Raw genomic sequence first — 26,643 nt, forward strand, 5'->3', positions numbered from 1 at the left:
TCCACCGTCCGCCCATCCATCTGACCTCAAGGAAGAGGAACAATGACCGAACTCGAATTGGCCTGGACCCTGCCGACTCCGGCCCTGCTGGGAATCGCAGCCGCGGCGATCGCCGTGCTGCTCCTGCTCATCATCAAGGCACGCGTCCACGCCTTCATCGCCCTCGTCATCGTCTCAGTGATCACAGCACTGGCCGCCGGCATCATGCCCGGCGACCTCATCGACGTCCTCTACGACGGCTTCGGATCCACCCTGGCCAGTGTGGCTCTGCTCGTCGGACTCGGTGCGATGCTCGGGCGGATGCTCGAACTCTCCGGCGGCGCCGAGGTGCTCACCGACGCCCTCATCCGCCTCTTCGGTGAGAAGCGCGCACCCTTCGCCCTCGGCGTGACCTCGCTGCTCTTCGGCTTCCCGATCTTCTTCGACGCCGGCCTCGTCGTCATGCTGCCGATCATCTTCACGATCGCGCGCCGCCTCGGCGGGTCTCTGCTGCTCTACGCGATGCCTGCGGCCATGGCATTCTCCGCCATGCACATCTTCGTACCCCCGCACCCCGGCCCTGTCGCAGCCTCCGGACTGCTCGGCGCGAACGTCGGCCTCGTCCTCATCTGCGGAATCATCATCGCCATCCCCTCCTGGTACCTCACCGGGTATCTGTTCGGGCTCATCATCGGCAAACGCATCGACGTCCCGGTCCCGACGGTCCTTTCGGCCGGGAAGGACGACAACTTCAAAGATTTCGCCTCGCGCCCGAAGCTCGGCCACGTCATCTTCCTCCTCGTCCTGCCTCTCGTGCTCATCTTCCTCAACACCGGGCTGAACTTCGCCGGTGAAGCAGGGTGGGTCGATATCGAATCGGTGGGCATCAGCTCCCTGCGACTGCTCGGAGAGACGCCGATCGCCCTGCTCATCACCGTCGTCATCGCCATGTGGCTGCTCGGCTGGAAGCAGAAGAAGGACCAGTCGCTCATCGAGACCGTCGTCGACTCCGCGCTCGGCCCGGTGTGCTCGATCATCCTCATCACCGGTGCCGGCGGCATGTTCGGCGGAGTGCTGCGTGCCAGCGGCATCGGCGATTCCCTGGCCGATTCGCTGGCTGCCCTCGGCCTGCCCGTCATCGTCGCCGGCTTCGTCATCGCCGCGATCGTGCGTATCGCACAGGGTTCGGCGACGGTGGCGCTGACGACCGCGGCGGCACTGGTCCAGCCGATCGTCGTCGGCAATCCGGACTTCTCGAGCCTGCAGGTCGTGGCGATCGTGCTGTCGCTGGCCGCCGGTTCGGTCTTCGCCAGCCACGTCAACGACTCCGGCTTCTGGCTGGTGTCCCGCTTCTTCGGGATGGATACGAAGACGACGCTGAAGACCTGGACCGTCGCCGAGACGCTGCTCGGCACCGTCGGATTCCTGCTCAGCCTCGCCCTCTACGGAGTCGTCAGCCTGTTCTGAAGCCGGTGCTCAGCCGCCCGGGCGCTTGGGTGCTCAGATGCCCGGGCGCCTCGGCACCTTCGTCAATTGCTGGGGTGCCGGGGTTCGTCAGCCCAGACGCTGCCCATCTCCGCATCGGCTTTGGCCACGATCTTCGCCATCGCGTCCTTCGCCCGGGCCGGGTCCTGCCCGCCGATGGCATCGGCGACGTCGAAGTGCCATTGCAGGGCATCCGGGTGCGGGAACTTCGGCATCAGTCCCGCTCCGGTGCGGCCGGCGAGGATCTCGCCGATGACGGTGTCGAAGGCGGCGAAGAGCTCGTTGCCTCCGGCGCCGAGCACTGCCCGGTGGAATTCCACATCGGCTTCGAGGAACGCCTCGACATCGCCCTGCCTGCCCGAGGCTCGCATCCGAGCGGCCAGACCCATGATCTCCTCGGCGGCTTCTGCAGGGGCATACTGTGCGGCCAGTCCGGCCGCTTCGGGTTCGATGGCCACTCGCAGTTCCGTCAGCGACCGCAGCTGCCGCGCCGGCGCCTCGGTCATCCTCCAGCGGATGACGAGCGGGTCGAGCAGCATCCATTCGCTCATCGCGAGCACGACGAGGCCGACCCGACGGATCGGCTGCAGCATGCCCAATGATTCGAGGACTCGGACGACTTCGCGCACCACCGACAGCGACACATCGTAGCGGGCACGCAGATCTTCGGCCTTGATGATCGTCCCGGCGGCCAGCCGCCCGGAGACGATGTCCTGTCCGACCTGATCGCGCAGCGTTTCATAGAGGTTGCCGCGATTCTCCGGGCTCGATTTCGGACTGTCGGCCGCCTCGGCGGGGGTCTGGTTCTCCTCCCCCACGGTCAGCCGCCGTCCACGATATGCGCTCCGGGGGCGGGCCCGGTGGTGCGCAGTGCTTCGTTGACGCCGCGCGTAGCCTGCAGGAGCACAGCGAGGTCGAGGGCGTGGTGGGCATCGCGGGCGAGGAAGCCGATCGTCGGCCCTGACCCGCTGAGCAGGGGCAGGACGGCGCCGGCGTCCCGGCCGGCCTCCATCACCTCGGCGATTTCGGGCATGAAGGACACGGCCGCCTCGGTGAGATCGTTCGCCGCGAATTCCGCGAGCGAGTCCGGTTCGCCGGCGGCGAGCGCCGTGAGCACCTGATCGGGGACGGTCGCGGGTGCCGGGTCGGGGTTGAGTTCGTCGAAGCGGGCGTAGACGTCCGGGGTGGGCAGGGGCGACGCCGAGGTGGCCATCACCCAGTGGAAGGTTCCGCGGGTGAGCACGGGGCTCAGCTTCTCCCCGCGACCGTGGCCGATGGCCGTGCCACCGCGCAGGAGGAAAGCGACGTCGGCCCCGACGGCGACCGCGCATTGGTGGAGGATCGCCTCATCGACTCCGCCGACGAGGTGAGCGGCTCCGACGAGCGCGGCGGCCGCGTCGGCCGATCCCCCGCCCATTCCGCCGGCCACGGGCACCTGTTTGTCGATGACGATGTCGAGGTCGCGCAGCACATCGACATCCCGGTCGCCCTCGAGCGCGGCGATGAGGAGGTCGACGGCGCGTCTGGCGAAGTTCGATTCATCGCGTGGGACCTCGGCATCCGCGTAGCGGCCCTGGACGATGATCGTTCGTGTTCCGCCCGGAATGAGAGTGAGGGTCTCGCCGAGGTTGAGCGCTTGGAATACGGTCGCGAGTTCGTGATACCCGTTGTTCGCCGCACCCACACCGAGGTGGATGTTTATCTTCCCCGGCGCCTGCACTTTCACCGGGGCCGGGATCGTCATGCGCGGATGCAGCGGGACGGTCATGGTGAGGGATCCTCGGCGGGCGGGGCCGGTGCAGCGGCATCTCCGTTGGAGGCGCCACCGTCGTCGACGGCAACAGCGGCGAGGCGTTGGAAGTCGGCGACGGTGAGGGCCTCGCCGCGGGTCTTCGGGTCGATTCCGGCGGCCGTCAGCAGGTCTTCGGACTGTTGGGGGCTGCCGGCCCATCCGGACAGGGCTGCGCGCAGGGTCTTGCGGCGCTGGGCGAAAGCGGCGTCGATGAGGGTGAAGAGGCGGCTGCGCACGGCCGGGTCGCGGTCGGTGCGGGTGACGTCGATGCGGACGAGTCCGGAGTCGATGTTCGGGGCCGGCCAGAACACGTTCTTGCCGATCTTGCCCGCCAGCTGCACGTCCCCGTACCACTGGGCTTTGACGCTGGGGACTCCGTAGGTGCGGGAGCCGGGGGCGGCGGCGAGCCGTTCGGCGACTTCGAGCTGGACCATGACGAGGACGGTTGTCAGGCTCGGGAAGGTCTCGAGGAAGTGCAGCAGCACGGGCACGGCCACGTTGTAGGGCAGGTTCGCCACGAGCGCATCGGGCTGGTTCTCGGCATCGGCGTCAGGCGTGTCGGTCGCGGCTTTGGTGGTGTGCTGCGGCGTGGGCAGCGTCGTGACGCGGAGTGCATCGGCGTTGACCAGCTGGAACGGTGCCTCACTGCCGGCGAACCTGTCGACGGTGCTCGGCAGCTTCTGTGCGAGCAGTTCGTCGATCTCGACCGCGGTGACCCTGTGACCGGCTTCGAGCAGGCCGAGGGTGAGCGAACCGAGTCCCGGACCGATCTCGACGACGTTCGAGTTCTCATCGAGCCCTGCGGCGGTGACGATCGAGCGCACGGTGTTGGGGTCGATGACGAAGTTCTGGCCCTTCTGCTTCGTCGGGCGCAGACCGATGTCAGCGGCTAATTCGCGGATATCGCGGGCGGTCAATAACGTCACAGCCAACAACTTACCGCAACGGTCGGCTCGCACAATCACCTCGGCGGCCCGGCGGTTCGGCCGGTCCGCCTCGCCGCGGGGAATGACCCCACCGCGCAGACGATAGGGTGAAGCCTATGGATCCGCAGACACTGACCGAACTGCTCGACGTCGCCGTCCTCGAACGTCTCGACCGCATCGACGACCTCGAGGGCGATGAGCTCGCCCGGTCCACGGCCCTGCGCAAGGAGGGCTACTCCTCCGAGGTAACTGCGGCCCTGCTCACTCAGGCGCGGCTGCGTCAGGAGGCGGCAGCGAAGCTCGGACCTTTCGCGGAGGACATGCTCTTCACTCGCGACGGACTGGCCCAGGCCACGCGGCTGCCGGTCGCCGCTCATCATGCGCGTCGCCTCATCGGCGACGTGGCCGAGGGTGAGTCCTTCCGCATCGCCGATCTCGGATGCGGGATCGGCGCGGACTCGGTCGCCTTCGCCGGAATGGGCGCGCAGGTCTCGGCTGTCGATGCCGACGAGGTCACCGCTGCCATCGCCGCCTTCAACCTCCGCCACCTGCCCGATGCGGCCGTCGAACATACTCGCGCCGAGGATGTCGACCTGGATGGATTCGATGCCCTCTGGTTCGATCCGGCCCGGCGGACCATCGGCAAGGCCGACAAACGCGGATCGACTTCCCGCATCACCGACCCCGAGGCCTTCTCCCCTTCTCTGTCATGGGTGATCGAGAAGGCGAGTACGGCGAAGGCGGCCGGAGTGAAGCTCGGCCCGGCACTCGACCACGACCTCGTCCCCGAGGATGCCGAAGCCCAGTGGGTCTCCCATAACGGAGAGGTCGTCGAGGTCTGCCTCTACTTCGGTGCAGCCAGGCAGCGCCCCGGCCGCGGAGCCCTCGTCATGGGCGAACGCACCCTCCTCGTCCATGAACACAATCTCCCTCGTGAGGACGAGTCGGGCATCGGGGAGCTCGGGAAGTATCTGCTCGAACCCGACGGGGCGATCGTGCGCGCCGGACTCGTCGCCGCATTGTGTGCACCGCTGCAGGCGCGCCGACTGCACCCGAAGATCGCGTATCTGACCACCGACGTCGAACCGAGCGGGCCGGCCTCTGCAGGTGTCACCGCCTACGAGGTCGTCGACGTTCTGCCCGCGAAGGTCTCGAGCCTGCGCAAGGAGCTCGTCTCCCGCGGAATCGGCTCGGTCGTGATCAAGAAACGCGGTGCCGACATCGTGCCCGACCAGGTCCGACGCCAACTCAAACTGCCCAAGGGAGACAAAGCCACGCTCGTATTCACCCGGCTCGGCGATAAGCACGTCGTGCTGCTCACCCAACCGGTGTGACCCCTTCAACCTGCCCATGAAGATATCTGCCCGTGAAGGAGATCGAATTGTCCCGCTCCGACGTTCTCATCAGCGCCGATGAACTGCTCATCCGAATGGCCGACTCCCCAGCGCCGAGGCTGCTCGACGTCCGCTGGACCCTGTCGAAGCCCGATGGCCGCGAGGACTTCGCCGCGGGGCACATCCCCGGTGCCGTCTATGTCGATCTCGACACGGAGCTCGCTGACCACGGCACCACCGATCCGACGGCCGGTCGCCACCCGCTGCCGAGCCCCGAAGCCTTTCAGGAGACGGTGCGCTCCTGGGGCATCGACGAAGGTACCGAGGTCGTGGTCTATGACGACAACTCCTCCCTCGGAGCGGCCCGGGCCTGGTGGCTGCTGCGCTGGGCGGGATTGAGCGCGCGAGTCCTCGACGGCGGGCTCGCAGCGTTCCGTGACGCCGGCGGGACGCTCGAGACCGGCGACTCCCCCGAGGTCGCACCGAGTGCCGTGGAGATCAGCCCGGGTCGACTGCCCGTCATCGATGCCGAGGCGGCAGCCGGTTTCGATGGAGTCCTGCTCGATGCCCGTGCCGGTGAGCGCTTCCGCGGAGAGACCGAACCGCTCGATCCGCAGGCCGGTCACATTCCCGGAGCGAAGAGCGCCCCGGCCACGGACAACGTCCCCGCGGGGACGTTCCTGCCCGAAGCGCTGCTGCGCGAACGCTTCGACGACCTGGGTGCCCTCGATGGTCCCGTCGGCGTGTACTGCGGTTCGGGAGTCACCGCCTGCCACAACGCTCTGGCGCTGGCGACCCTCGGCGTCGAGGCCAGCCTCTACCCCGCGAGCTGGTCCGGTTGGTCATCCGATCCCAATCGACCTGTCGAAACCGGCTCCTGACGCTCAGTCACAACCGGAGCCTGACGCTCAGTCATCACCGCACGTGCGCGCCACCGCGTCCGCGCGCAATAAAACGTCGACGGCATTCTTGGGTCGATCCACGGTGGTTTGGCCGCGAATAACGCCGCGGATCGACCCAAGAATCGCGGCTCGCGAATGTCACGAAACGTTATTCAAGACTGAGACTGAGCGCTGAATCACAGTCGCAATCAGGCGGAACCACAGCCCACCACCAGCCATTCTTGTCCGCACTGCCCCTGTGAACTGGGATTATGCCCTCGAACCTGCCCGAGAATCCTTTTGTAACAAAAACGTGACAGAAGATCACGAATTCGTTACAGTGGAGGACATCGTCACACTCAGACAGGCAACGAGAGGAAATCGTGGCATCTAAGCAGCACGGCCGCCGCGCCGCGAACGCCAAGGCCAAGACACCACTGACCGAGCTGAGCGAACTGCTCGCAGCGAACTCCGGCGCATTCGGCCGCCGTGCCGCAGTCGTCGCCGCTAGCGGCGGACTGCTCACCGCAGCGGTCCTCCCTGCCGCCGGGCAGGGAGCCGACGACGAGGCGAAGGTCGCAGCCGAGTCCGAGAAGCAGGCACCGGTCGAGTTCAAGAACCAGACACCGACCATCGATGCCGGCGGCGCGTCGAAGAAGGGCGATCAGGAGGCTGAAGTCACCGTCGACACGGACGTCGTCACTGCCGAAGCCGCCCCCAAGCCGAAACCCAAACCGAAGCCCGAGCCGAAGGAGGAGCCGGAGACGACCGTCGCCGAGCCGGCCCCCGCTGAAGAGCCGGAGGAGGAGCCGAGCGAGTCCTCGGACGATGACTCCGCCGGCACCAGCGATGAGGGTCCGGCCGATTCGGGCGACGACAAGAGCAAGGACGACGGTGCGGACTCGGGCTCCGGAGACGTCAAGATCCCGGACGGGTCGAAGGCCGAGCAGGTCATCGCCATCGCGAAGCAGTACGTCGGCACGCCGTATGTGCTGGGCGGGACTTCACCCAGCGGCTGGGACTGCTCCGGCTACACCTCATTCGTCTACGGCAAGGTGGGCGTGGATCTTCCGCGCACGTCTTCGGCACAGAAGGGCGCCGGGCAGACCGTCTCGGCCTCCGAGGCGAAAGCCGGAGATATCATCTGGTCTCCGGGCCACGTCGGCATCTACGCCGGCGACGGCATGATGTATGACGCTGGGAACACTTCAGTGGACACCAGCTACCGCAGCGTCGACTGGATGACCAAGCAGGGCGCACAGTACATCCGCGTGCTCTGATCTCCACTCAGAACTGAATACATAAGGAATCCCCTCGTCGGCACTGTGCCGATGAGGGGATTCCTTATGTGAGCCGCTCGTTCACGACCTTGGCTCGTTCACGACCATGATCGCAGCTGACTAGTTGTCACCCGCATTCGGGAGCCTTGTCGCTGCCGTCGTATTCGGCAGGCAGCTGGCCCGATGCCTCGAGGTCGCCTTTCAGCCACTTCGCCACGGCCCGCAGTGCGTACGGGTTCGAATCGTACGCGGTCACGGCGGACTTCGCCGCGGTGTTGCGCATCGTCCACGGAGCAGCGGTGCCTACGGCCACCTCGGCGGAGGTCGACGGGCTCAGGCTCACGGAGGTTCCACCGGATCCCACGGTGAGGCCCTCGGCTTCGGCGGCTTCCTTCAGTGCCGCCTTCTCCTTGTCGCTGCCGCCGACGATCGAGATCGAATCGGTCCCGGTGAAGGAGCATTCGCCCTTGAGCACGGTCAGCGACTTGTCGGCGACCTCGGTGAGGACCTTCTTCGGATCCTTCGCATCCGAGTCCCCGGCCTGCACGCTCTTCTGAGCCTCGGCGGTGGCCAGCTGGGCTGCGACGACGCGTTCGGACTTCTCGACGAGGTCCTTCTTCTCCAGCGTCCCGTCCCCAATCGCCTTGACGATCGCCTTCTGCGCGGCCGCCGAATCCGGGGGCATGAGCGCGATATCGGCTCCAGCAGCGAGCGCCTTGACCGTCTCTCCGCCCTTGAGGTTCTGCGGCACAGCCTTCATGTTCAGCGCATCCGTGGTGATGACACCGTCATAGTCGAGAGTCTCCCGCAGCGCCGAGTAGGCCTTCTTGTTCAGCGTCGCGGGCGTCGTCTTCGCATCGGGCAGCCCGATATGGCCCATCATCACCATCGGCACCCCGGCCTTGACCGCGGACTTGAACGGCAGGAGGTCCGTGTCCTCCATCTCCTCGATCGACTTCTCCGACACCGGCAGGCTCTCGTGCGAATCCACGCCGAGGCGGCCGTGCCCCGGGAAATGCTTCGCCGAGCTCGACACCCCACCTGACCGGTATCCCTCGACGGCGTCGGCGACGACCTCGGCGACATCCTCGTGGTCGGTGCCGCCCGAGCGGACGTTGATCGCCTTGTCCTTCGGCCCGACCGTGACGTCGGAGTCCGGAGCGAAGTCGATGGTGAAGCCCAGGCCGGTGAGGTTCTGCCCCTGCACGGTCGTGGCGTCGGTGATGAGATCGGAATCATCGGTCGCGGCCAAGCCCATGAGCGGCGGGAACGGCAGGGCTGCGGTGCCGAGGCGTGACACCGGTCCGCCTTCCTGATCCACGCCGATCGATACGGGCTGACCCTTCGACCGTGCCGCGGAGATCTGACCAGTCAGTTCCGTGACCTGGTCCTTCGTCGGGTTCTCCTGCAGGTTGTAGCCCATGACGATGACCCCGCCGAGGTGGTTCTGCTTGACCATGTCCACCGGGGTCTGCGTGTCGGTGCCTTCCCAGGTGCCGATGATGAGGGACCCGGCGAGTTCCTCGTCGGAGAAGTCTCCGACGATGTCCGCGGCCTCGTCCTTGAAGTCGGCCGGATCCGCGTCGGCGGGGTTGTCCAGGGACGATTCGGACTGGGCTTCAGACTGCGCTTGGGTCTCAGCACCGGAGTCGGCGGAGGACTTCTGCCCGGCCGTGGAGGATTCGGGGGCTGACGCTCCGCCGGAACAGCCGACGAGCGCGAGAGTCGTGGTCAGGGCCAGGAGGCTCAGGCGAGAACGCAACATGTCTCCATGCTAGACGTTCCCGCCTGCTCACCGCCTGCTCAGAGTTCTTCGTGAGCGGCCAGGCGGCGGGCGGTCTCCTTCGCTCCCCGTTCGTGCAGCGATGTCAGTGCCTTGAGATACGGTTCGGTGAACTTCGGCTCCTCGGCCAGCGGTCCGAAGAACTGTTCCTGCCGGACGAAGGCCAGCGGGTCCTCTCCCTGTGTCGCGGCCACTGCCTGCAGTTCGTCGACATAGCGGTCGACGATGGTGAACCGACCGCCGGATTCGTCGTGCCCTTCGGCATACCGGGCCCACGAGGCGCAGATCGCCGCGGCCACCTCGATCGGGTGGCCCGAGGCGAGGTTGTCCTTGACGACCGGCAGCAGCCATTTGGGGATCCGGTCGGACGACTCTGCGCCGAGGCGGGCGAGGGTGTCGCGGATCTCCGGGTTGCTGAACCGTTCGATGAGCGAATCCTTGTAGGCGTCCAGGTCGATCCCGGGCAGCGGTGCCAGACTCGGCGTGCCTTCCTCGTCCATGTATCGGCGCAGGTAGACGGGGATGTCCGGGTTCGCCATCGCTTCATGGGCGAAGGTGTATCCGCCGAGGAGGCCGAAGTACGCGAGCCCCTGATGCCCGGAGTTGAGCAGCCGCAGCTTCATGTGCTCATAGGGCTGCACATCGTCGACGACCTGCACCCGTGCCTCTTCATAGGGAGGACGACCAGAGGTGAAATCGTCCTCGAGTACCCACTGGAAGAAGGGCTCGGCGACGACAGGCCAGGCATCGGTGACTCCGGTGTCGGCCACCAGGTCGGCGCGGTCGCCATCAGTGGTGGCCGGGGTGATGCGGTCGACCATCGAGTTCGGGAACGCCACGGACTCGGCGATCCACTCCGCGAGTTCGGCATCGACGAGGCGGGCGAAGGCAGAGAACATCTTCGCCGCCACATCGCCGTTCTCCGAGATGTTGTCGCACGACTGCACGGTGAACGGTGCGACTCCGGCCTCACGCCGTGACCGCAGAGCGGAGACGACATAGCCGAAGACAGTGGCCGGCAGCTCACCGGACCGCAGCGCCTCGACGTCGGCGACGATCGTCGGCTCATCGGTGATGAACTCTCCGGTGACTGGGTTGACGTTGTATCCGCCCTCGGTGACGGTCAGGGAGACGATCCGGATCGTCTCATCGGTGAGCAGATCGAGCAGTCCGGCAGGGTCATCGGGCCCGAATCGGTAGTCGATGATCGACCCGATCACCCGACGTTCCTTGGTTCCGTCGGCGTGTTTGAGCGTCAGCGTGTACAGGTGATCTTGGTCGGCGAGCGCATCGCGCATGGCCACGTCGTGGGGCAGCACTCCGGCTCCGACGATCCCCCAGTCGGAGGCCAGCCCAGCCCCGAGCAGATCGTCGAGGACCATGGCCATGTGCGCGCGGTGGAATCCGCCCACTCCGAAATGGACGATGCCGGGGCTCACGGCCGACCGATCATAGGCGGGGACGGCGATACCGTGGTCGGCCACCTCGGCGAGGTTCTGGGTGTTGAGGGAAAGCGCGGTGGTCGGTGCGGTCATTTGACGGCTCCCATGGACAGGCCCTGGACGAGTTTGTCCTGGGCGGCGATTCCGGCCACGAGCACGGGCACGGAGATGATGAGCGAGGCCGCGCACACCTGTGACAGGAACAGACCCTGGGAGGTGACGAAGCTGGTGAGGAACACGGGTGCCGTCGATGCCGCCGTGGAGGTGAGCACGGTGGCGAAGAGGAGTTCGTTCCACGAGAAGATGAAGCAGATCAGTGCGGTCGCGGCCAGTCCGGGTGCGGTCAGCGGCAGCAGGATCTGGAGAAAGACGCGCGGCAGGCGGGCGCCGTCGAGTTCGGCGGCTTCGAGGACTTCGACGGGCACCTCGGCGAGGAAGGAGCGCATCATCCACACCGCGATCGGCATGTTCATCGCCGAGTAGATGATGATGAGCAGCAGCCAGGTGTCGAGGATGCCGAAGGATTTCGCGACGAGGTAGACGGGCAGGAGGCCCGCAACCATCGGCAGCATCTTCGTCGACAGGAGGAAGAACAGCACGTCCGACCAGCGTTCGATGCGGCGGATCGCCAGTGAGTACGCGGCCATCGTGGAGAGGACGAGGACGATGAGGGTCGAGACGATGGCGGCGACCGCGGAGTTGATGAGGAACGGCCAGGGGTTCGCGCCGTTGCCGCCGCCGAAGAAGTTGACGAAGGACTCCAGCGTCAGCGGGGCGAAGTAGCTCGGCGGATTCGTCGAGGCGTCGGTCTCCGCGTGCAGGCTGGTCAGCAGCATCCACAGCAGGGGTGAGACGAACAGGAGTCCGACGAACCAGGCCAACAGGCCGAGCAGGATCTTGCCCGCCCGCCCCTGGCCGGGCCGCCTCGGTGCATTCGCCTTTCGCCGAGGCGGCTCTGCGGAACCGGGTCCGCCCGGTTCGGTCGGGGTGGGGGTCACCCCGGGTGCGGGGTGGTCGTCCACGGTGAGGTCGGGGGTGCTCATGAGTTCTCCTCCTTGAGCAGGGTCGATGCGGTGCGCAGGGCGAAGGTCGCAGTGATGAGGGAGGCGATGACGACGATGACGCCGACGGCGGAGGCGACTCCGTAGTCCTGAGCGACGAAGAACTCCTGGTAGATGACGTACGGCAGGGTGGCGGTGCCGAGCCCTCCGGAGGTCATGGTGAAGACCATGTCGAAGTTCTGGACGATGTAGATGGTGCCCAGCAGTGCGGCGAGTTCGATGTATCGGCGCAGGTGGGGCAGGGTGATGAAGCGGAAGGTCTGCCAGGGTCCGGCGCCGTCGACGAGGGCCGCCTCGTAGACGTCCATGGGTCGTGACTGCAGTCCGGCGAGCATGATGAGCATCATGAACGGCGTCCACTGCCAGACGAGGACGATCCCGATGCCCAGCAGCGGGTTCGAGGTCATGAGGTCCGGCTGTGGGGCGTTCTCGCCGAACATGGTGGTGAGCAGCCCGTTGATGAGGCCGTACGAGGGGTTGAAGATCGCGTGCTTGAACAGCAGCGCGGCGGCGACGGGGACGACGAGGAACGGGGTGATCATCAGGGTGCGGACGAATCCGCGGCCGATGAACTTCCGATCGAGCAGCAGCGCGATGCCCAGGCCCAGCAGAGCCGAGGCCAGCACGACGCCGACCGTGAGCCCGACGGTGACGATGACGGCCTTGAGCAGGTTCGCATCGGTGAACACGGTGACGTAGTTCTGGACGGTGCCGAAGCTGATGTCATCGGGGTAGGCGGCGTTCCAGTTCATGAACGAGATGATGATCGTGATCGCGAACGGGATCTGGGTGACGAGGATGACGAAGATCAGCGCCGGCAGCATGGGCGCGCGCTTGAGCCATCGGTCCTTGGCACGGGGTTTCGGCGGCGTGATCGGCTGCGATGCACGCTCGGCGGCTGGAGCTGACACTTCGAACATCCTTCGTCAGGCGGGTGGTGGGTCGGGCGGTGGTGCGGATGGGGCCGGGGCCGCCTCGGGGAGGGTGATCGTCACCCGCCCCGAGGCGCTCGGTCACTTCTTGTACTTGTCTCCGACCTTCTCGGCTTCCTTCTGGCCCTTCTTCAGGGCCGCATCGGCCGAGGTCCGACCGGCGATGGCGGAGCTGACGTCTTCGGAGATGCCCGTGGCGAGGTCCGCGAATTCGGGGATCGTCACGAACTGGACTCCCAGCGTCGGCCGCGGCTGGACTCCGGGGCTGACCGGATCGGCCGAGTTGATGGCGTCCTCGGTCTGCTGGTAGAAGGGCTTCGCGGCCTTCTGGTACTCGGGGTTCTCATAGGTCGAGGTCCGCTTGCCGGCAGGCACGTGCTGCCAGCCGAGCTCCTCGGCGACGGTCTCCTCGTAGTCCTTCGACGAGGCCCAGGCGACGAACTGCTTCGCCGCGTCCTGGTTCTTGCCTGCGGCCTGGATGCCCCATGCCCAGGTGTAGAGCCAGGAGCTCGACTCCGTTTCCTTCACCGGTGCCGCGACGTAGCCGATCTTGCCCTTGACGGGAGAGTCATCGGCCTCGAGGGTTCCGGTGGCGGCCGTCGAGTCGTACCACATGGCGACCTTGCCCTGCTGCAGGTTCGTCAGGCACTCGGTGTAGCCGGCCTGCGGGGCTCCGGATTCGCCGTGGTCCTTGATGAGGTCGACGTAGAAGTTCGTGGCTTCCTTGAATTCCTTGGAATCGACCTGCGCGTTCCAGTCCTCGTCGAACCAGGTTCCGCCGAAGGTGTTGACCACGGTCGTCAGAGGAGCGAACATCTCGCCCCAGCCGGGCAGTCCGCGCAGGCAGATGCCCTTCGTGCCCTTCTCCGCACCGTCGACCTTCGCCGCGAGCTTAGCGACTTCGTCCCAGGTCGGATTCTCCGGCATCTCCACGCCGGCCTTGTCGAAGATGTCCGTGCGGTACATGAGGAACGAGCCCTCACCGTAGAACGGCTCACCGTAGACCTGGTCGTCGACCGTCATCGACTCGGCCATCGGGGCGAGGATGTCGTCCTGGTCGAAGCCCTCGGCATCGACGACGCCTTCGTCCATGGGGGTGAGCCACTTGTTCTTCGCGTAGGTCGGGATCTCGTAGTTCGACATCGAGGCGACGTCGTAGTTGCCGGCCTGAGCGGCGAACTCCTGGCCGATCTTCGCCCGCACCTCGTTCTCCGGCAGCACGGTGTAGTTGACCTTGATGCCCGTGTCCTTGGTGAAATGATCGGCCGTGAGCTTCTGCAGGTCCTGCATCTGCGGGTTGTTGACCATGAGGACGTTGACTTCGTCGCCGCCGCCTCCAGCCGAGCTGCCGCCGGCACCACCACAGCCGGACAATGCCAGTGCTCCGACCATGCCGATGGCCGCCCAGGTGGCTCCCCGGCCTGTGATCAGGTGTTTCATCGTTGCGCCTTCCCTCGTCCTTGCGGGATCGCAGCCCGCCGTCGGTTCACTGCGAGAAAATCATATGAGCATCCGTGCTCATATGTGCAATACTGTGTCACGAACCAATCAGATGTGCAACACTTCACATATGAGCGAACACACAGTCGTCGACGCCGAAGGGAGGCCCATGTCCACGGTGCCCACCGCCCGCCACCGCCGCTTCCTCGCCCAGCTGGCCCGCGATCACTACCTCGAGGGGCGGTCCAAGGTCGAGATCGGCAAGGCGAACGGACTCAGCCGGTTCCAGGTCGCCCGCCTCCTCCAAGAGGCCGTCGACACCGGAGTCGTGACCATCACCATCGAAGCCGATGCCGGTGAAGCCGACGGTCTGGCCGAGCAGGTCGCCGCAGCACTCGGCCTCGACTCGGTCGTCATCGTCGACATCCCCGACGAGACCCAGGCCTCCCAGCAGATGGGTCGGGCCGCGCTGTCGCTGGTCGGCCGCCACGCCCATGCGGGGATGCGCATCGGCCTGTCCTGGTCGCGCACCTTGGATTCCGCGGCCGCGTTCACCCCGGCCCTGCCCCGCTGCACGATCGTCCAGCTCGCCGGTGCGCTGCGCCTGGAATCGCATCGTCCCAGCTCGGAGATCTTCACCCGGCTGGGCCAGGATCCGGCGGTGAGCATGGTCCGTCTGCCCGCCCCGCTGCTCGTCACCGAGGCGGGAACCGCCGCTGACCTGCGGGCACTGCCCGAGATCTCCGGGACCCTGGCCGCCGCCGATGACCTCGATCTTGCCGTGGTCTCTGTGGCTTCCTGGGCCGAGGGCCTGTCCTCGGTGTGGGAGAAGTGCTCCCCCGCCCAGCGTCAGGCGGGCATCGACGACGGCGCCATCGCCGAGGTGTCCGGACGTCTCTTCGCCGCCGACGGATCGGATGTCACCACGATCGACGACCGCGTCATCGCCGTCACCCTCGATCAGCTCCGCCGAGCTTCGACGACCGTGGGAGTCGCCCGTGGAGCCGAGCGCGCCCGCGCGGTCCGTGCCGCCTGTGCCGCCGGGATCCTCGATATCGCGATCATCGACCGCTCCTTGGCCGATGAGATCCTCGCCGAGGCGGCCGACCCCGGTGCTGCACCAGCTGAGGAGGAGTTCCGATGAGTGCGAATCGCAGGTTCGTCGCCGGTGTCGACTCCTCGACCCAGAGCTGCAAGGTCGTCATCGCCGATCCGGACTCCGGTGACATCATCCGCACCGGTTCGGCCCCGCACCCTCCCGGCACCGAGGTCGACCCCGAAGCGTGGTGGACGGCTCTGCAGGAGGCGATCGCGGCAGCCGGCGGACTCGACGATGTCGCGGGTCTGAGCATCAGCGGTCAGCAGCATGGACTCGTCGCCCTCGACGCCGAGGGCCGGGTCATCCGCGATGCCCTGCTGTGGAACGATCTGCGCAGCAAGGCCGCGGCCAGAGACCTCATCGCCGAGGTCGGAGCCGCCGACTATGTCGCACGCACCGGGGTCCTGCCCGTCGCCTCCTTCACCGCCGCCAAACTGCGGTGGCTGCGCGATGCCGAACCGGACAATGCCGACCGGGTCGCCGCCGTCGCCCTGCCGCACGACTGGCTGAGCTGGCGCTTCCTCGGATACGGCCCCACCGACGCATCCGTCCGCGGTCCCGTGCTCGAGGCCTTGGTCACCGACGCGTCCGACGCCAGCGGCACCGCCTACTTCGACCCCTCCGCTTCTCGCTACGATCTCGATCTCTTCCGCATCGCCTTCGGTGCGTCCGCCCGTGAGGCAGCGGGCTTGCCGTGCGCCGCGGATACGGAGGTGGAGGCGGATTCACCGAACGTGGGCGGGAACGGGCAAGCCGCCTCGGCGATCATCCTTCCCCGCGTCCTCGCCCCCGACGAGGCGGCCGGGCACAGCCCGGACGGAATCGTCGTGGGCCCCGGGGCCGGCGACAATGCGGCCGCGGCGCTGGGACTCGGGGTCACCTCGGGGGATCTCGTCATCTCGATCGGAACGTCCGGTACGGTCTTCGGCACCACCGACCTGCCCATCGCCGATTCGTCCGGCACGGTCGCCGGGTTCGCCTCGGCCGACGGCGGGCGCCTGCCGCTGGTCGCCACGCTCAATGCCGCCCGCGTCCTCGATTCGGCGGCGAAGCTGCTGCGGGTCAGCCACGACGAACTCGCGGCCCTGGCGCTGGCGTCCCGGCCGGGAGCGGACGGGCTCACGCTCGTCCCGTATTTCGAGGGCGAGCGCACCCCGAACCTGCCCGACGCCACCGCTCGCCTCGAGGGGATGACCCTGGCGAACTCCTCGGCGCAGAACGTCGCCCGCGCCTTCGTCGAAGGAATGCTGTGCGGTCTGGCGGACGGGCTCGACGCGGTGCAGGCTCAGGGCCTGGAGGCCGGACGGCTGCTGCTCATCGGCGGGGCGGCACGCAATCCTGCCGTCCGGGAGGTCGCCCGCGATATCTTCACCGTGCCCATCGACGTGCCCGAACAGGCCGAATACGTCGCCATCGGGGCGGCTCGGCAGGCGGCGTGGACACTCTCGGGAACCCTGCCGGACTGGACAGTCGAGCTCGTCGCCACTCTGCATCCGCGTCCATCGCGGGTGCGGCAGCAGTACCGGTCCTGTGCAGCGCAGACGGCTGCACAGCAGACGGCCAGTCTCGTCTCGCCGGGCCACACAACGCCGGAACCGACTTCGTCAGAACCCTCTCTGTCCGAACGCTCATCGTCCGATCAATCACTGACCGATCACCGTGGATCTTCGGGTGCGCACGCATCCGCGAAAGGTTGAGAACAATGGCCACAGTCACCTTCGACAAAGCACTTCGTCAATACCCCGAGGCACTCAAACCCTCCGTCGACGAGGTCAGCCTCGACATCGCCGACGGGGAGTTCCTCGTCCTCGTCGGCCCCTCGGGCTGCGGGAAGTCGACGACCCTGCGCATGCTCGCCGGGCTCGAACCCGTCGACTCCGGTCACATCCGCATCGGCGACCACGATGTCACAGACCTCTCCCCCAGGGAACGCGATATTGCGATGGTGTTCCAGAACTATGCGCTCTACCCGCATATGAGCGTGCGCGAGAACATGGCCTTTGCACTGAAGATCGCGGGAGTCGCCAAGCAGGAACGCGATCAGCGCGTCGAGGAAGCCGCCCGGCTGCTCGACCTGGAACCGTACCTCGACCGCAAGCCGAAGGCGCTGTCCGGTGGGCAGCGACAGCGAGTGGCGATGGGGCGTGCCATCGTCCGGTCCCCGCAGGTCTTCCTCATGGACGAGCCGCTGTCGAACCTCGATGCGAAGCTGCGGGTGCAGACCCGCGCACAGATCGCCTCGCTGACCCGCCGCCTCGGCGTCACCACCGTCTACGTCACCCACGATCAGGTCGAAGCGATGACGATGGGCGACCGGGTCGCGGTCCTCGCCGATGGCCGGCTGCAGCAGGTGGACACTCCCGCGAACCTCTACGATCGACCGGCGAACCTCTTCGTCGCGGGCTTCATGGGCTCGCCGGCGATGAACCTCGTCGACGTGCCGGTCGAGGGCACGTCGCTGCGCCTCGGCGATGTCGAACTCTCACTGACCGCGGAACAGCGTGAGCAGGTCACCGGTGAGACGGTCACCGTCGGCATCCGTCCGGAGGATCTGCAGGTCACCGAGACGCAAGGCCTCGAGGTCACCGTCGATCTCGTCGAGGAGCTCGGCGCCGATGCCTACGTCCACGGTCGAGCGGTCCTGGCCTCGGGCGAGAAGACAGTGGTGGCTCGCGTCGCCGGTCGGTCGACGATCCGCCGCGGGGACACCGTGCGCGTCGCTCCCGATACCGCGCGCCTGCACCTCTTCGACACCGATTCGGGCAGCCGATTGGCCGAGGACACACGCCGCGCCGCGTGACCGGCGGACCTCGTGACCGGCGCGCCGACGGAGGCGAGCGCACCGCGGGACGGCGGCGCCGCCTCGCCGGGGGAATGCGGGGCATCACACAGCTCGAAAGTCGCCGCTGAGTCAGGGGAATCGGGCGTGCGCGATTATGATCGGATCATGGTCGATTTCGCACGCTCTCCCCGCTCCACCCTCGGTGTCGAGTGGGAACTGGCTCTGCTGGATTCTCGCAGCCTGGATCTGACCCCGGCTGCCGAGACTCTGTTGGCCGATGTGGCCGAGCATGCGCCCGAGTACGAGAAGCACATCGTCGGAGAGATGCTGACGAACACCATCGAGCTCGTCACCGGCGTGCACAAACAGGTGTCGACCGTCGCCGAGGATCTGGCCACTTCGATCGGGGCGCTGCGGAAGCTGACCGAGGCACGCGGTGTCGAACTGATGTCGGCGGGCACCCACCCGTTCGCGCAGTGGCAGTCGCAGGAGGTCCGCGCGAAGGACCGTTATCTCGAACTCGTCGATCGCACCCAGTGGTGGGGCCGGAACATGCTGATCTTCGGCGTCCACGTCCACGTCGGCATCGACTCGCGCGACAAGGTGCTGCCGATCGTCAACGCACTGCTCGCCTATGTCCCGCACCTGCAGGCACTGTCCGCATCGTCTCCGTTCTGGGGCGGCACGGACACCGGCTATGCCTCGAACCGAGCGATGATGTTCCAGCAGCTGCCGACGGCCGGTCTGCCGTTCCAGTTCGATCAGTGGGCGGACTACGAGAAGTACGTCGACGATATGCTCACCACCGGGATCATCGACAACATCAACGAGATCCGCTGGGACATCCGGCCGGCCCCGCACTGGGGCACCGTCGAGGTCCGTGTCTGCGACGGACTGCCGACCCTCGAGGAGATCCTCGCGGTCACCGCGTTCATCCAGTGCCTCGTCGATGACATGTCCGAACGCCTCGACGCCGGTGAGACCCTGCCGACGATGCCCGATTGGTTCCACAACGAGAACAAATGGCGCGCCGCCCGCTACGGCATGGACGCGATCATCATCGAGAACGCCGCGGCCGACGAGCGTCTCGTCACCGAATGTCTCGCCGATGAGATCGAACGACTCTCGCCCGTCGCTGAACGCCTCGGCTGTGTCGACGAGCTGCACTCGATCACCTCGATCATCGAACGAGGCGTGCCCTACCAGCGCCTGCAGAAGGTCTTCGGCACCACGGGTTCGCTCACCGAGGTGACCCGCTCGCTCATCGGCGACCTCCGCAACTCCTACAGCTGAGGCGGCTCTTCCGGGTTCGATTGCGCCCACCCGCGGCCGCATCAGCCCCTCATGCGTCCTAGGGGTGGATCCACCACGATTCGCAAGGAGATTTCGAGACGGATCCACCCACAGGAGACACGTGGGCCCGCAGGCACAGCCCCAACGGCGAGCGAGCCGAGCTCACAGATGGGGTCGGAGCAGCTCCAAGAGCGTCGGCAGCGCGGAGGCGACTCCCGGGTGCAGTTCGTAGTCGTTGAGCTCGTCCAGCGGCACCCACGACAGCTGGATGCTCTCGGGGTCATTGATGACAGCGTCGAAGCGGCGCAGGGTCTTCGCGATCACCGTCGTGTACGACCAGGTGTCCAGGTCGAGGATGTGCGTCTCGAGGATCTCGATGCCCGATCCATCCTGGTCGGGCACCCCGGCCTCTTCCCAGGACTCCCGGACCGCGGCCTCGACCGCCGACTCGCCCATATCGCGGGCGCCGCCGGGGAATCCCCAGGTCCCACCTTCGACCGACCACAGCGCCCGGTGCTGCATGAGCACCCCGCGCTCGGGATCGACGAGCATGAGCCCCGCGGCCCCGTTGAGACCCCAATGCTTCTTCCCATCGGACCCATACGTCCACCCGTCACCCGATCGCCGAGGCGGCCGACCGGCAGGCAGGCGCGTTGACTTCGCCGCCTGTGCGTTCCGTTCGGCGGCGCTGTTCGGGTCGCTCTCAGACGAGGACATGATCGACATCCAAAGAGGAGACGGCGGCGAAGGACAGGTCACTCGGTCCGATTCCGCGGGAGACGAGCTCCGCACCGAGAGCTGCGACCATGGCTCCATTGTCCGTGCACAGTGTCAATGGCGGCACGCGCAGAGTCACGCCCGCCTCGGCGCAGCGAGCCGAGAGCACTTCACGCAGGTGCGAGTTCGCGGCCACTCCCCCACCGAGGACGACATGGTTGATGCCGGTGTCAGCCGCAGCGAGCAGAGTCTTGGTCACGAGCACGTCGACGACAGCGTCTTCGAACCCGGCGGCGATATCGGCCACCCTTAGGTCCGCGCCCAGAGTCTCGGCCTTCGTCACCTCACGCAGGGCTGCGGTCTTCAGCCCGGAGAACGAGAAGTTATACCGACGCTCGGGGTCGCGCAGGTCCTGCTTCTTCGCGAGTCCGCGCGGGAATCTCACTGCCTTCCGGTCGCCGGGGATCCCGGTGCCGTCGAGCAGGCCGAGAGCAGCCTTCGAGATGTTCGGTCCGCCGGGATAGTTAAGCCCGAGCAGGCGCGCGGTCTTGTCGAAGGCCTCACCTGCGGCGTCATCGATCGTAGCGCCGAGGAGTTCGATGTCCTCGACGAGGTCGCCGATGCGCAGAATCTCGGTGTGCCCACCGGAGACGAGCAGGGCGATGGTGGGAGTGGTCAATCCGTCGACGTCCTCGGCGACGAGGTCGACGGCCACGTGAGCGGCCAGATGGTTGACTCCGTAGAGCGGTTTGCCCAGCGCCGCGGCAAGTCCTTTGGCCGCGCCGACCCCGACCATGAGCGCACCGGAGAGACCCGGTCCGGCGGTCACCGCGACGGCGTCGATTTCGGACAGCTCCACCTCGGCGGTCTCACAGGCAGAGGCGATGGCCGGGCCGATGGCCTGCACATGGGCGCGGGAGGCGACTTCGGGCACGACCCCGCCGAAGCGCACATGCTCGTCCATCGACGAGGAGACGGTGTTCGTCAGCAGCGTGCGCCCGCGGACGATGCCGACCCCGGTTTCGTCGCACGAGGATTCGATGCCGAGGACGAGTGGGTCGCTCATGATCCGTCCTCCGGGGCGTCGGCAGACTCCGCGGTTTCGAGGTCGAGGTCGGAGTAGATGGCCACGAGTTCGGGTTCGGTCACCTCGGCGATGTCCATACCGAGGGTGCGGGCGAAGAGGCGCAGATGCGTGTCCCACATCGGCCCCACTTCGGCGGCCTGACCGCTGGCGGTCTCGGCATCGGGCGCGGTATGGGTGAGCACGAGCAGGGTCTCGTGACCGGTCTCCCCCTCGATCGGCAGCACGCGGAGGCCGAGCACTCCGAAGTCGTCGAGTTCGAGCAGCACGTGGTCGAAGTCCTCGCAGCTGAGGACGGATCCGTTCAGGTCGATGTCCTCGAGCGCGAACGTGATCGTGCGCGTCTCTCCATCCTCGCCGAGGCGGAACGGCGCGAACCAGGCCCGTGCACTCTCGGCATCGGTCAGTGCGTTCCACACCGTTTCGACGTCACGCTCGAGGAGCAGCTCGATGACGAGGTCGGTGCCGTTCTCCCAGGTGACCAGGCGCGGGCTGGTCCCACTCATGCTTCCTCCCAAGCGCCGTCGAGGGCCGCCTTCTCATCAGGACTCAGCTGCATCTCCGTTCCGGCGAGCAGCTCGGTGAGCTGTTCGGGCACGCGCGCCGAGGCGATCGTCGAGGGGATGAAATCGTGGGTGAGCTGCCACGCGATGGCCGTGGCCGTCATCGTTACTCCGTGGTTGGCGGCGACATCGTGGAGGATTTCGAGGGCGCCGAGGGCTTTCTGGTCGTCGACGAAATCGGCGACTCGGTCACCGCGGACGCTGCCGGTGGCGTCGCCGCCGGTGTGCTTGCCGGTGAGGAAACCGGAGGCCAGTGAGTGGAAGGGCAGTTCGGCGATGCCCTCAGATCGCAGGTACGCCTGCTTCTGCGGATCGACGGCGGCGCGGGAGACGAGGTTGAACCGGTCTTGGACGACTCGATAGCAGGCAAGCGAGAACTTCGTCGAGATCTTCCGGGCTTTCTGCAGTCGCTCGAGGCTGAAGTTCGATGCCCCGAGGTAGCTGACCTTGCCGGAGCGGACGAGCGCGTCGAAGGTCTCGGCGACGGCGACCTGGTCGACGTCATCATCGTCTCTGTGGGCATAGTAGACGTCGATGTGGTCGGTGCCGAGCCGGCGCAGCGAGTCGTCGACGCAGTTGCGGATGTTCGCCGGATCGAGGCCATGCCCCTTCGGGTGCATGCCGACTTTGGTGGCGATGACCATCTCGTCGCGATTGCCGCGAGCCTTCATCCATTCGCCGATGATCGTCTCAGACTCTCCGCCCGAGTTCCCCTCGACCCAGGCCGAATACGCGTCGGCGGTGTCGATGAAGTTTCCGCCGGCCTCGGCATAGGCGTCGAGAACAGCGAAGCTCTGATCCCGATCCGCACCCCAACCGAAGGGGTTGCCGCCCAGCTGAAGAGGGTGAACGAAGAGATCGGTATCTGCCAATTGCACACGTGTCATACCCTCCAGACTACCCGTTTGACCTCCACTGCTTCGGGGCAGGACCGTCTCCCGGAACTCAGGTTAGGCTAAGCTATAGATACGCAATGATGCCGATCACGCCGCCTCGGCGGCAGACCAGCATTCGGTTGGCCGCACTCCCCCAAGGAAACATCATGTCTGAACCGTTCTCCGCTCGCCTCAAGGCCAGCACCGCCACCATCCACGACGAGGTCGAACACACCACGTTCATGGTCGACCTCATGGAAGGACGGCTCGACGCAAGGGCCTACGCTCTCCTGCTCAAGCAGTACGACGTCATCTACGGCGTGCTCGAGTCGAAGTCACGGGAGTTCGCCGAGGATCCGGTCTTCGCGCCGTTCTTCGACGCCCATCTGTTCCGGGCCGACCGCATCGCCGCCGATCTGGCCGCGCTCGACGGCACCGAATTGCCTGTCATGCCCAGTGCCACCGCCTATGCTGCGCACTTGGCGGGGCTCGAACGGGCCGAGCAGGTCATCGCCCACCACTACACGCGCTACCTCGGCGACCTCTCCGGCGGTCAGGCGATCGGCACCCTCATGGGCCGGCACTACAGTCTGCCGGCGACCTCGCTGACGATGTGGGATTTCGCCGAGCTCGGCAAGACGAAGCCGTACAAGGACGCCTACCGCCGACTCCTCGACCAGGTTGCGGCAACCGGCGGTGACGAGCAGATCGTCGTCGACGAGACGATGGAAGCGTTCCGACTCAATGGAGCGCTGCTCGTCGACCTCACCGAGGCGACTGATAACCGCGCGGTTCCCGTCGCCTAGGGCGCGATTTGAGAAGGATCAGTCGCCGATCCGCAGACGCATGAGAATTCCCGCGGCGCCCGGATAGTAGTCCGGGCGCCGCCCCCATTCCTCGAACCCGAAAGATGCGTACATCCCCAACGCCGCAGCATTGCGTTCGTCGACCTCGAGGTGGACGATCTCGGACCCACGGTCCTTCGCCCAATTGATTCCGGCCTGCAGCAGGGCACGACCGATGCCTGTGCCGCGTGCCGCCTCGGTGGTGGCGATCGTCATCACATCGGCTTCCGCACCGGCCCCCGACATGACGATCCACCCTGCCAGCTCCCCCGTCGAGGCGGTGAACTCACTATCCGTGGCTGTGCCGTCCACATCCGTTTCCCCCGCCGATGCGGTCCTGGCGGCGAGCATGACCGTGCCGTTCTGCGCCTTGACCGACCAGTAGTAGCCGAGCGTCCAGGCTGTGGGTCCGAAGATCGCCGCGTCGTGGTCGGCCACCTCGGCGAGGTCCCACCAGGGAAGCTCGGCAATGGTCGTGGAGGTCATTTCAATGAGCTCTCGCGTACCGGGGTTGCTTTCGCATCGGGTTCGCGCAGGTATTCGGGGATCGGGTCGGCAAGGTCTCGACCGGCGGCGAGTTCCCGTGCCGCCGCGAGGGCAAGATATTCGGCACGAGGATCGGTGATGGACTCGGTGCTCGACGCTCCGAGGACGTCCGGATAGAGGAGGAATCCGCGGCCGAGCTTCTGATCGATCGTATCGAGCCGGTAGCCGTTGTCGGCGAGAACTGAAGCAACCTCGGCCGGTTTGGCCACGAACGGCCCGGCGTTCAGCGTGGCGTCGGCGGAGTCGTAGACGCTGAAATAGACCTCTTTGCGGCGGGCGTCCGAAGCGATGAGGACGGGGCGAACGGATTCGGTCGCGGCGGGCGACGCGACCTCCGACGCAAGTGCTGGGGAGCCTTCTGCCCTGCGGACGAACTCTTCGACGATCGCGGCTTGGGACAGCAGTCCCTTGACAGGAATCCCACGAGCCTGACCGACGGCGATTCCGGAGGCGATGCCCACCCGCAGACCGGTGAAGGGTCCGGGTCCGATGCCGACGACGACGAGTTCGGGTTGGGCATCCTCGGCGAGCACGCCGGCGAGCGCAGGACCGATGAACTCAACGTGTCGACGTTGGTCATCGGCCTGTTCGGCCGCGATGACCGAACCGGTGTCCGTATCCACGAGGGCCACAGAGGCCGACTGCGAGGTGTCGATGGCCAGAACGATCATGATTCGTCTCCCTCATCCGCGAAGTCCTCGGCAGGCAGATCTGCAGAGGCCGGGTCGTCGACTCGCACGCCTGCCAGCGCCGAGACAGTGGCCACAACCTGCGGCATCCGATCGATCCAGGCATCCCCGCGACCAACGAGGTCGACGGTGCGTCGTTCGTCCTCCACCTCATCCTCGTCGTCCACACCGACCGAGTCATCATCCCCCGCGGCTTCATCCCACACCGGGGTGATGGTGATGTCGAGGTGATCGCTGCTGAGCTGCTCGGCCAGGCCGGCTCCCCACTCGACGACCGTGATCGACTCGTCCAGTTCGGAGTCGAGGTCGAGATCTTCGAGCTCCTCCCCGTCGGCCAACCGGTAGGCATCGACGTGGACGAGGGCGGGTCCGCCCGAGCGCGATGGGTGCTCGCGGGCGATGACGAACGTCGGCGACGTGATCCGTCCGGCCACGTCGAGGGCTCTGCCCAGCGACTGCGTGAACGTCGTCTTCCCCGCTCCGAGGTTGCCCGTGAGAATGAGCAGGTCACCGGCGCGCAGATGGTCGGCCAGGGCCGCAGCGAACGTGCGCATCTGCTCCAAGGATTCGAGATGGACCCTCATCGCCCGTCTCCCTTCCGGGCGACCCGGTCGACGCGGGCGCTGAGCTGGGTGACGATCTCGTAGTTGATCGTGTTCGCCCAGGTCCCCCATTCGGCCGCACTCGGCCCACCGGGGCCGAAGATGACGACCTCGTCGCCGATGGCCACCTCATCGTTGCCGGCACCGATGTCGATGATCATCTGATCCATGGCGATACGCCCGACGACGGGGTAACGACGACCCCGGATGGCCACCTCGGCGCGGTTCGAGGCTGCCCGCGGCAGTCCGTCCCCGTACCCACCGGGCACGAGCGCGAACCGGGTGTCGGTCGCGGCGGTGAACGTCAGCCCGTAGGAGGCGCCGTGACCTGCGGGAATGTCCTTGAGATTGATGACGCTGGAGGTCAGCCGCATGACCGGCCGGAGCCCGAGAGCCGCCGGATCTCCGTCTTCGAGCGGGGACAGACCGTAGAGGGCGAGCCCCACCCTCGCCGAGGTGCCCGGGCACGGTCCCAGAGTGAGCGCTCCGGGTGAGTTCGCGATGTGCACATCCAGGTCATCCGATTCGCCGAGGCGGCCGTCCGCGGCGTCGAGCACGGCCCGCAGCTGCCCGTGGGCGGAGGAGAAGACCGCGCTCTGCGCCGCGGTCTCGGGGCGTTCGGGTTCGTCGGCGACCGCGAAGTGGCTCATCATTCCGACGATGCGTATATCGGCGCCGGCCTCGGGGTTCCCGGAGTCGTCGGTGTGGCTGTCTTCGGCGTGGCGGCGCAGCCAGTCGAAGGCACGGACGAGCGCTTCCGGGGACAGACCGTTGCGGCCGAGTCCGGTGTCGATCTTGAGATGGGCTCGGGCTGTGACGCCGGTGCGGCGGGCCGCCTCGGCGAGTCGGTCGAGGGCCCCGACCGTCGAAATTCCCAGTTCGATGTCAGCTCGCACCGCCTCGTCGAGGTCGGTGGTCGGTCCGTAGAGCCATGCGAGGATCTGCGCTTCGGGGCCGAGCAGGCTGCGCAGGCGAAGGGCCTCGGGGATCGTGGCCACACAGAACTCGCGCCACCCGGCCGAGAAGAGAGCGGGTGCGACGAGGTCGATGCCGTGGCCGTAGGCGTTGGCTTTGACGACGCATTTGAGGCGGGCGGGTGAGAGCCGATCGGCAAGGACGGCGGCGTTGTCGCACAGGGCTGCCTCGTCGATCTCGGCCCGTACGAGAGCCTCGGGGATGTCGAAAGATGTCACTGGATAAGACTACCGCCGAC

At 66.7% G+C, this 26,643-nt stretch carries 25 protein-coding genes; 9 read left to right on the forward strand and 16 right to left on the reverse strand.

Annotation, left to right across the window (positions count from 1 at the left end):
* Positions 1-42: 42 nt before the first annotated feature.
* Positions 43-1,446 (forward strand): GntP family permease, encoded by a 1,404-nt coding sequence (locus AC239G_RS13600; RefSeq protein ID WP_139908669.1) that lies wholly within the window; start codon positions 43-45, stop codon positions 1,444-1,446.
* Positions 1,447-1,508: 62 nt separating this feature from the next.
* On the opposite strand, the gene AC239G_RS13605 is transcribed toward AC239G_RS13600, so the two are convergent.
* From AC239G_RS13605 to rsmA, 3 genes are read right to left on the reverse strand one after another with little or no spacing between them, the layout of a single operon-like run.
* Positions 1,509-2,282 (reverse strand): FadR/GntR family transcriptional regulator, encoded by a 774-nt coding sequence (locus AC239G_RS13605; RefSeq protein ID WP_482400554.1) that lies wholly within the window; start codon positions 2,280-2,282, stop codon positions 1,509-1,511.
* 2 nt (positions 2,283-2,284) lie between these two features.
* Entirely contained in the window at positions 2,285-3,232 is a 948-nt protein-coding gene (locus tag AC239G_RS13610; RefSeq protein ID WP_434590878.1) for a 4-(cytidine 5'-diphospho)-2-C-methyl-D-erythritol kinase, read from the reverse strand.
* A complete protein-coding gene (rsmA, locus tag AC239G_RS13615) occupies positions 3,229-4,182 on the reverse strand; it encodes a 16S rRNA (adenine(1518)-N(6)/adenine(1519)-N(6))-dimethyltransferase RsmA (RefSeq protein ID WP_487489053.1) in 954 nt (317 codons plus the stop codon). Before rsmA ends, AC239G_RS13610 begins: the two co-directional genes overlap by 4 nt.
* A gap of 116 nt (positions 4,183-4,298) precedes the next feature.
* Between rsmA and AC239G_RS13620 the strand changes: the two genes are divergently transcribed.
* The 3 genes from AC239G_RS13620 (at position 4,299) to AC239G_RS13630 (ending at position 7,677) form a co-directional block, all read left to right on the forward strand.
* Positions 4,299-5,516, forward strand: a complete 1,218-nt coding sequence (locus tag AC239G_RS13620; RefSeq protein WP_487489054.1) for a class I SAM-dependent methyltransferase — start codon at positions 4,299-4,301, stop codon at positions 5,514-5,516.
* 47 nt (positions 5,517-5,563) lie between these two features.
* Positions 5,564-6,397, forward strand: a complete 834-nt coding sequence (locus tag AC239G_RS13625) for a sulfurtransferase (RefSeq protein ID WP_487489055.1) — start codon at positions 5,564-5,566, stop codon at positions 6,395-6,397.
* Positions 6,398-6,780: 383 nt separating this feature from the next.
* A complete protein-coding gene (locus AC239G_RS13630; protein ID WP_487489056.1) occupies positions 6,781-7,677 on the forward strand; it encodes a C40 family peptidase in 897 nt (298 codons plus the stop codon).
* Positions 7,678-7,804: 127 nt separating this feature from the next.
* On the opposite strand, the gene AC239G_RS13635 is transcribed toward AC239G_RS13630, so the two are convergent.
* The 5 genes from AC239G_RS13635 to AC239G_RS13655 all read right to left on the reverse strand — a co-directional run bounded on the left by AC239G_RS13635 (position 7,805) and on the right by AC239G_RS13655 (position 14,335).
* Positions 7,805-9,442, reverse strand: a complete 1,638-nt coding sequence (locus AC239G_RS13635) for a glycoside hydrolase family 3 N-terminal domain-containing protein (RefSeq protein ID WP_487489057.1) — start codon at positions 9,440-9,442, stop codon at positions 7,805-7,807.
* A 38-nt stretch (positions 9,443-9,480) separates the two neighbouring features.
* Positions 9,481-10,995 carry a mannitol dehydrogenase family protein gene (locus AC239G_RS13640; protein WP_487489058.1) on the reverse strand — a complete coding sequence of 505 codons (1,515 nt, stop codon included), beginning with the start codon at positions 10,993-10,995 and terminating at the stop codon, positions 9,481-9,483.
* Complete coding sequence (locus AC239G_RS13645) at positions 10,992-11,945, reverse strand: carbohydrate ABC transporter permease (RefSeq protein WP_245395713.1); 954 nt, start codon at positions 11,943-11,945, stop codon at positions 10,992-10,994. Before AC239G_RS13645 ends, AC239G_RS13640 begins: the two co-directional genes overlap by 4 nt.
* Positions 11,942-12,883 (reverse strand): carbohydrate ABC transporter permease, encoded by a 942-nt coding sequence (locus AC239G_RS13650; protein WP_253903790.1) that lies wholly within the window; start codon positions 12,881-12,883, stop codon positions 11,942-11,944. Before AC239G_RS13650 ends, AC239G_RS13645 begins: the two co-directional genes overlap by 4 nt.
* A gap of 93 nt (positions 12,884-12,976) precedes the next feature.
* Positions 12,977-14,335: an ABC transporter substrate-binding protein gene (locus AC239G_RS13655; protein ID WP_487489059.1), complete on the reverse strand. Its 1,359-nt coding sequence runs from the start codon at positions 14,333-14,335 to the stop codon at positions 12,977-12,979.
* A gap of 130 nt (positions 14,336-14,465) precedes the next feature.
* Here AC239G_RS13655 and AC239G_RS13660 point away from each other — a divergent pair, with 130 nt between their 5' ends.
* From AC239G_RS13660 to AC239G_RS13675, 4 genes are all read left to right on the forward strand, one after another.
* Entirely contained in the window at positions 14,466-15,479 is a 1,014-nt protein-coding gene (locus AC239G_RS13660) for a sugar-binding domain-containing protein (protein WP_487489060.1), read from the forward strand.
* Positions 15,476-17,131 (forward strand): xylulokinase, encoded by a 1,656-nt coding sequence (locus AC239G_RS13665; protein ID WP_482400561.1) that lies wholly within the window; start codon positions 15,476-15,478, stop codon positions 17,129-17,131. Before AC239G_RS13660 ends, AC239G_RS13665 begins: the two co-directional genes overlap by 4 nt.
* 5 nt (positions 17,132-17,136) lie before the next feature.
* Positions 17,137-18,234 carry an ABC transporter ATP-binding protein gene (locus AC239G_RS13670; RefSeq protein ID WP_181272358.1) on the forward strand — a complete coding sequence of 366 codons (1,098 nt, stop codon included), beginning with the start codon at positions 17,137-17,139 and terminating at the stop codon, positions 18,232-18,234.
* A gap of 147 nt (positions 18,235-18,381) precedes the next feature.
* Positions 18,382-19,509 carry a glutamate--cysteine ligase gene (locus AC239G_RS13675; protein ID WP_139908678.1) on the forward strand — a complete coding sequence of 376 codons (1,128 nt, stop codon included), beginning with the start codon at positions 18,382-18,384 and terminating at the stop codon, positions 19,507-19,509.
* A 162-nt stretch (positions 19,510-19,671) separates the two neighbouring features.
* Here AC239G_RS13675 and AC239G_RS13680 read toward each other — a convergent pair whose 3' ends face one another.
* From AC239G_RS13680 to AC239G_RS13695, 4 genes are read right to left on the reverse strand one after another with little or no spacing between them, the layout of a single operon-like run.
* Complete coding sequence (locus tag AC239G_RS13680) at positions 19,672-20,226, reverse strand: NUDIX domain-containing protein (protein ID WP_229664235.1); 555 nt, start codon at positions 20,224-20,226, stop codon at positions 19,672-19,674.
* Positions 20,213-21,292, reverse strand: a complete 1,080-nt coding sequence (tsaD, locus tag AC239G_RS13685; RefSeq protein WP_181272360.1) for a tRNA (adenosine(37)-N6)-threonylcarbamoyltransferase complex transferase subunit TsaD — start codon at positions 21,290-21,292, stop codon at positions 20,213-20,215. Before tsaD ends, AC239G_RS13680 begins: the two co-directional genes overlap by 14 nt.
* The gene (locus AC239G_RS13690; RefSeq protein ID WP_487489061.1) at positions 21,289-21,816 is read right to left on the reverse strand and encodes an SRPBCC domain-containing protein; all 528 of its coding nucleotides are present in this window, start codon (positions 21,814-21,816) and stop codon (positions 21,289-21,291) included. Before AC239G_RS13690 ends, tsaD begins: the two co-directional genes overlap by 4 nt.
* The gene (locus AC239G_RS13695; protein WP_181272362.1) at positions 21,813-22,760 is read right to left on the reverse strand and encodes an aldo/keto reductase; all 948 of its coding nucleotides are present in this window, start codon (positions 22,758-22,760) and stop codon (positions 21,813-21,815) included. The genes AC239G_RS13690 and AC239G_RS13695 overlap by 4 nt, the downstream gene beginning before the upstream one ends.
* A gap of 155 nt (positions 22,761-22,915) precedes the next feature.
* Here AC239G_RS13695 and AC239G_RS13700 point away from each other — a divergent pair, with 155 nt between their 5' ends.
* Positions 22,916-23,554 carry a biliverdin-producing heme oxygenase gene (locus AC239G_RS13700; RefSeq protein ID WP_181272363.1) on the forward strand — a complete coding sequence of 213 codons (639 nt, stop codon included), beginning with the start codon at positions 22,916-22,918 and terminating at the stop codon, positions 23,552-23,554.
* 18 nt (positions 23,555-23,572) lie between these two features.
* On the opposite strand, the gene AC239G_RS13705 is transcribed toward AC239G_RS13700, so the two are convergent.
* Genes AC239G_RS13705 through alr form a run of 4 tightly spaced genes read right to left on the reverse strand, consistent with a single transcriptional unit; the run spans position 23,573 to position 26,623 of the window.
* On the reverse strand, positions 23,573-24,079 hold the full coding sequence (locus tag AC239G_RS13705) for a GNAT family N-acetyltransferase (protein ID WP_181272578.1): 507 nt from the start codon (positions 24,077-24,079) through the stop codon (positions 23,573-23,575).
* Positions 24,076-24,810, reverse strand: a complete 735-nt coding sequence (tsaB, locus tag AC239G_RS13710; RefSeq protein ID WP_181272579.1) for a tRNA (adenosine(37)-N6)-threonylcarbamoyltransferase complex dimerization subunit type 1 TsaB — start codon at positions 24,808-24,810, stop codon at positions 24,076-24,078. Before tsaB ends, AC239G_RS13705 begins: the two co-directional genes overlap by 4 nt.
* Positions 24,807-25,412 (reverse strand): tRNA (adenosine(37)-N6)-threonylcarbamoyltransferase complex ATPase subunit type 1 TsaE, encoded by a 606-nt coding sequence (gene tsaE / locus AC239G_RS13715; protein ID WP_487489062.1) that lies wholly within the window; start codon positions 25,410-25,412, stop codon positions 24,807-24,809. Before tsaE ends, tsaB begins: the two co-directional genes overlap by 4 nt.
* On the reverse strand, positions 25,409-26,623 hold the full coding sequence (gene alr, locus AC239G_RS13720) for an alanine racemase (protein ID WP_181272581.1): 1,215 nt from the start codon (positions 26,621-26,623) through the stop codon (positions 25,409-25,411). Before alr ends, tsaE begins: the two co-directional genes overlap by 4 nt.
* Positions 26,624-26,643: the final 20 nt, after the last annotated feature.

Source organism: Brevibacterium sp. Lmc1 (genome assembly GCF_057654315.1).

Excerpts from the sequence above, each read along its gene's own strand:
- AC239G_RS13665 (WP_482400561.1), top strand. The coding sequence starts at position 15,476 with ATGAGTGCGAATCGCAGGTTCGTCGCCGGTGTCGACTCCTCGACCCAG.
- AC239G_RS13660 (WP_487489060.1), top strand. The coding sequence starts at position 14,466 with ATGAGCGAACACACAGTCGTCGACGCCGAAGGGAGGCCCATGTCCACG.
- AC239G_RS13700 (WP_181272363.1), top strand. The coding sequence starts at position 22,916 with ATGTCTGAACCGTTCTCCGCTCGCCTCAAGGCCAGCACCGCCACCATC.
- AC239G_RS13675 (WP_139908678.1), top strand. The coding sequence starts at position 18,382 with ATGGTCGATTTCGCACGCTCTCCCCGCTCCACCCTCGGTGTCGAGTGG.
- AC239G_RS13650 (WP_253903790.1), bottom strand. The coding sequence starts at position 12,883 with ATGTTCGAAGTGTCAGCTCCAGCCGCCGAGCGTGCATCGCAGCCGATC.
- AC239G_RS13640 (WP_487489058.1), bottom strand. The coding sequence starts at position 10,995 with ATGACCGCACCGACCACCGCGCTTTCCCTCAACACCCAGAACCTCGCC.
- AC239G_RS13690 (WP_487489061.1), bottom strand. The coding sequence starts at position 21,816 with ATGAGTGGGACCAGCCCGCGCCTGGTCACCTGGGAGAACGGCACCGAC.
- AC239G_RS13680 (WP_229664235.1), bottom strand. The coding sequence starts at position 20,226 with ATGTCCTCGTCTGAGAGCGACCCGAACAGCGCCGCCGAACGGAACGCA.
- AC239G_RS13705 (WP_181272578.1), bottom strand. The coding sequence starts at position 24,079 with ATGACCTCCACGACCATTGCCGAGCTTCCCTGGTGGGACCTCGCCGAG.
- AC239G_RS13695 (WP_181272362.1), bottom strand. The coding sequence starts at position 22,760 with ATGACACGTGTGCAATTGGCAGATACCGATCTCTTCGTTCACCCTCTT.
- AC239G_RS13635 (WP_487489057.1), bottom strand. The coding sequence starts at position 9,442 with ATGTTGCGTTCTCGCCTGAGCCTCCTGGCCCTGACCACGACTCTCGCG.
- AC239G_RS13600 (WP_139908669.1), top strand. The coding sequence starts at position 43 with ATGACCGAACTCGAATTGGCCTGGACCCTGCCGACTCCGGCCCTGCTG.
- AC239G_RS13655 (WP_487489059.1), bottom strand. The coding sequence starts at position 14,335 with ATGAAACACCTGATCACAGGCCGGGGAGCCACCTGGGCGGCCATCGGC.
- tsaB (WP_181272579.1), bottom strand. The coding sequence starts at position 24,810 with ATGATCGTTCTGGCCATCGACACCTCGCAGTCGGCCTCTGTGGCCCTC.
- AC239G_RS13645 (WP_245395713.1), bottom strand. The coding sequence starts at position 11,945 with ATGAGCACCCCCGACCTCACCGTGGACGACCACCCCGCACCCGGGGTG.
- tsaE (WP_487489062.1), bottom strand. The coding sequence starts at position 25,412 with ATGAGGGTCCATCTCGAATCCTTGGAGCAGATGCGCACGTTCGCTGCG.
- AC239G_RS13670 (WP_181272358.1), top strand. The coding sequence starts at position 17,137 with ATGGCCACAGTCACCTTCGACAAAGCACTTCGTCAATACCCCGAGGCA.
- AC239G_RS13620 (WP_487489054.1), top strand. The coding sequence starts at position 4,299 with ATGGATCCGCAGACACTGACCGAACTGCTCGACGTCGCCGTCCTCGAA.
- AC239G_RS13610 (WP_434590878.1), bottom strand. The coding sequence starts at position 3,232 with ATGACCGTCCCGCTGCATCCGCGCATGACGATCCCGGCCCCGGTGAAA.
- tsaD (WP_181272360.1), bottom strand. The coding sequence starts at position 21,292 with ATGAGCGACCCACTCGTCCTCGGCATCGAATCCTCGTGCGACGAAACC.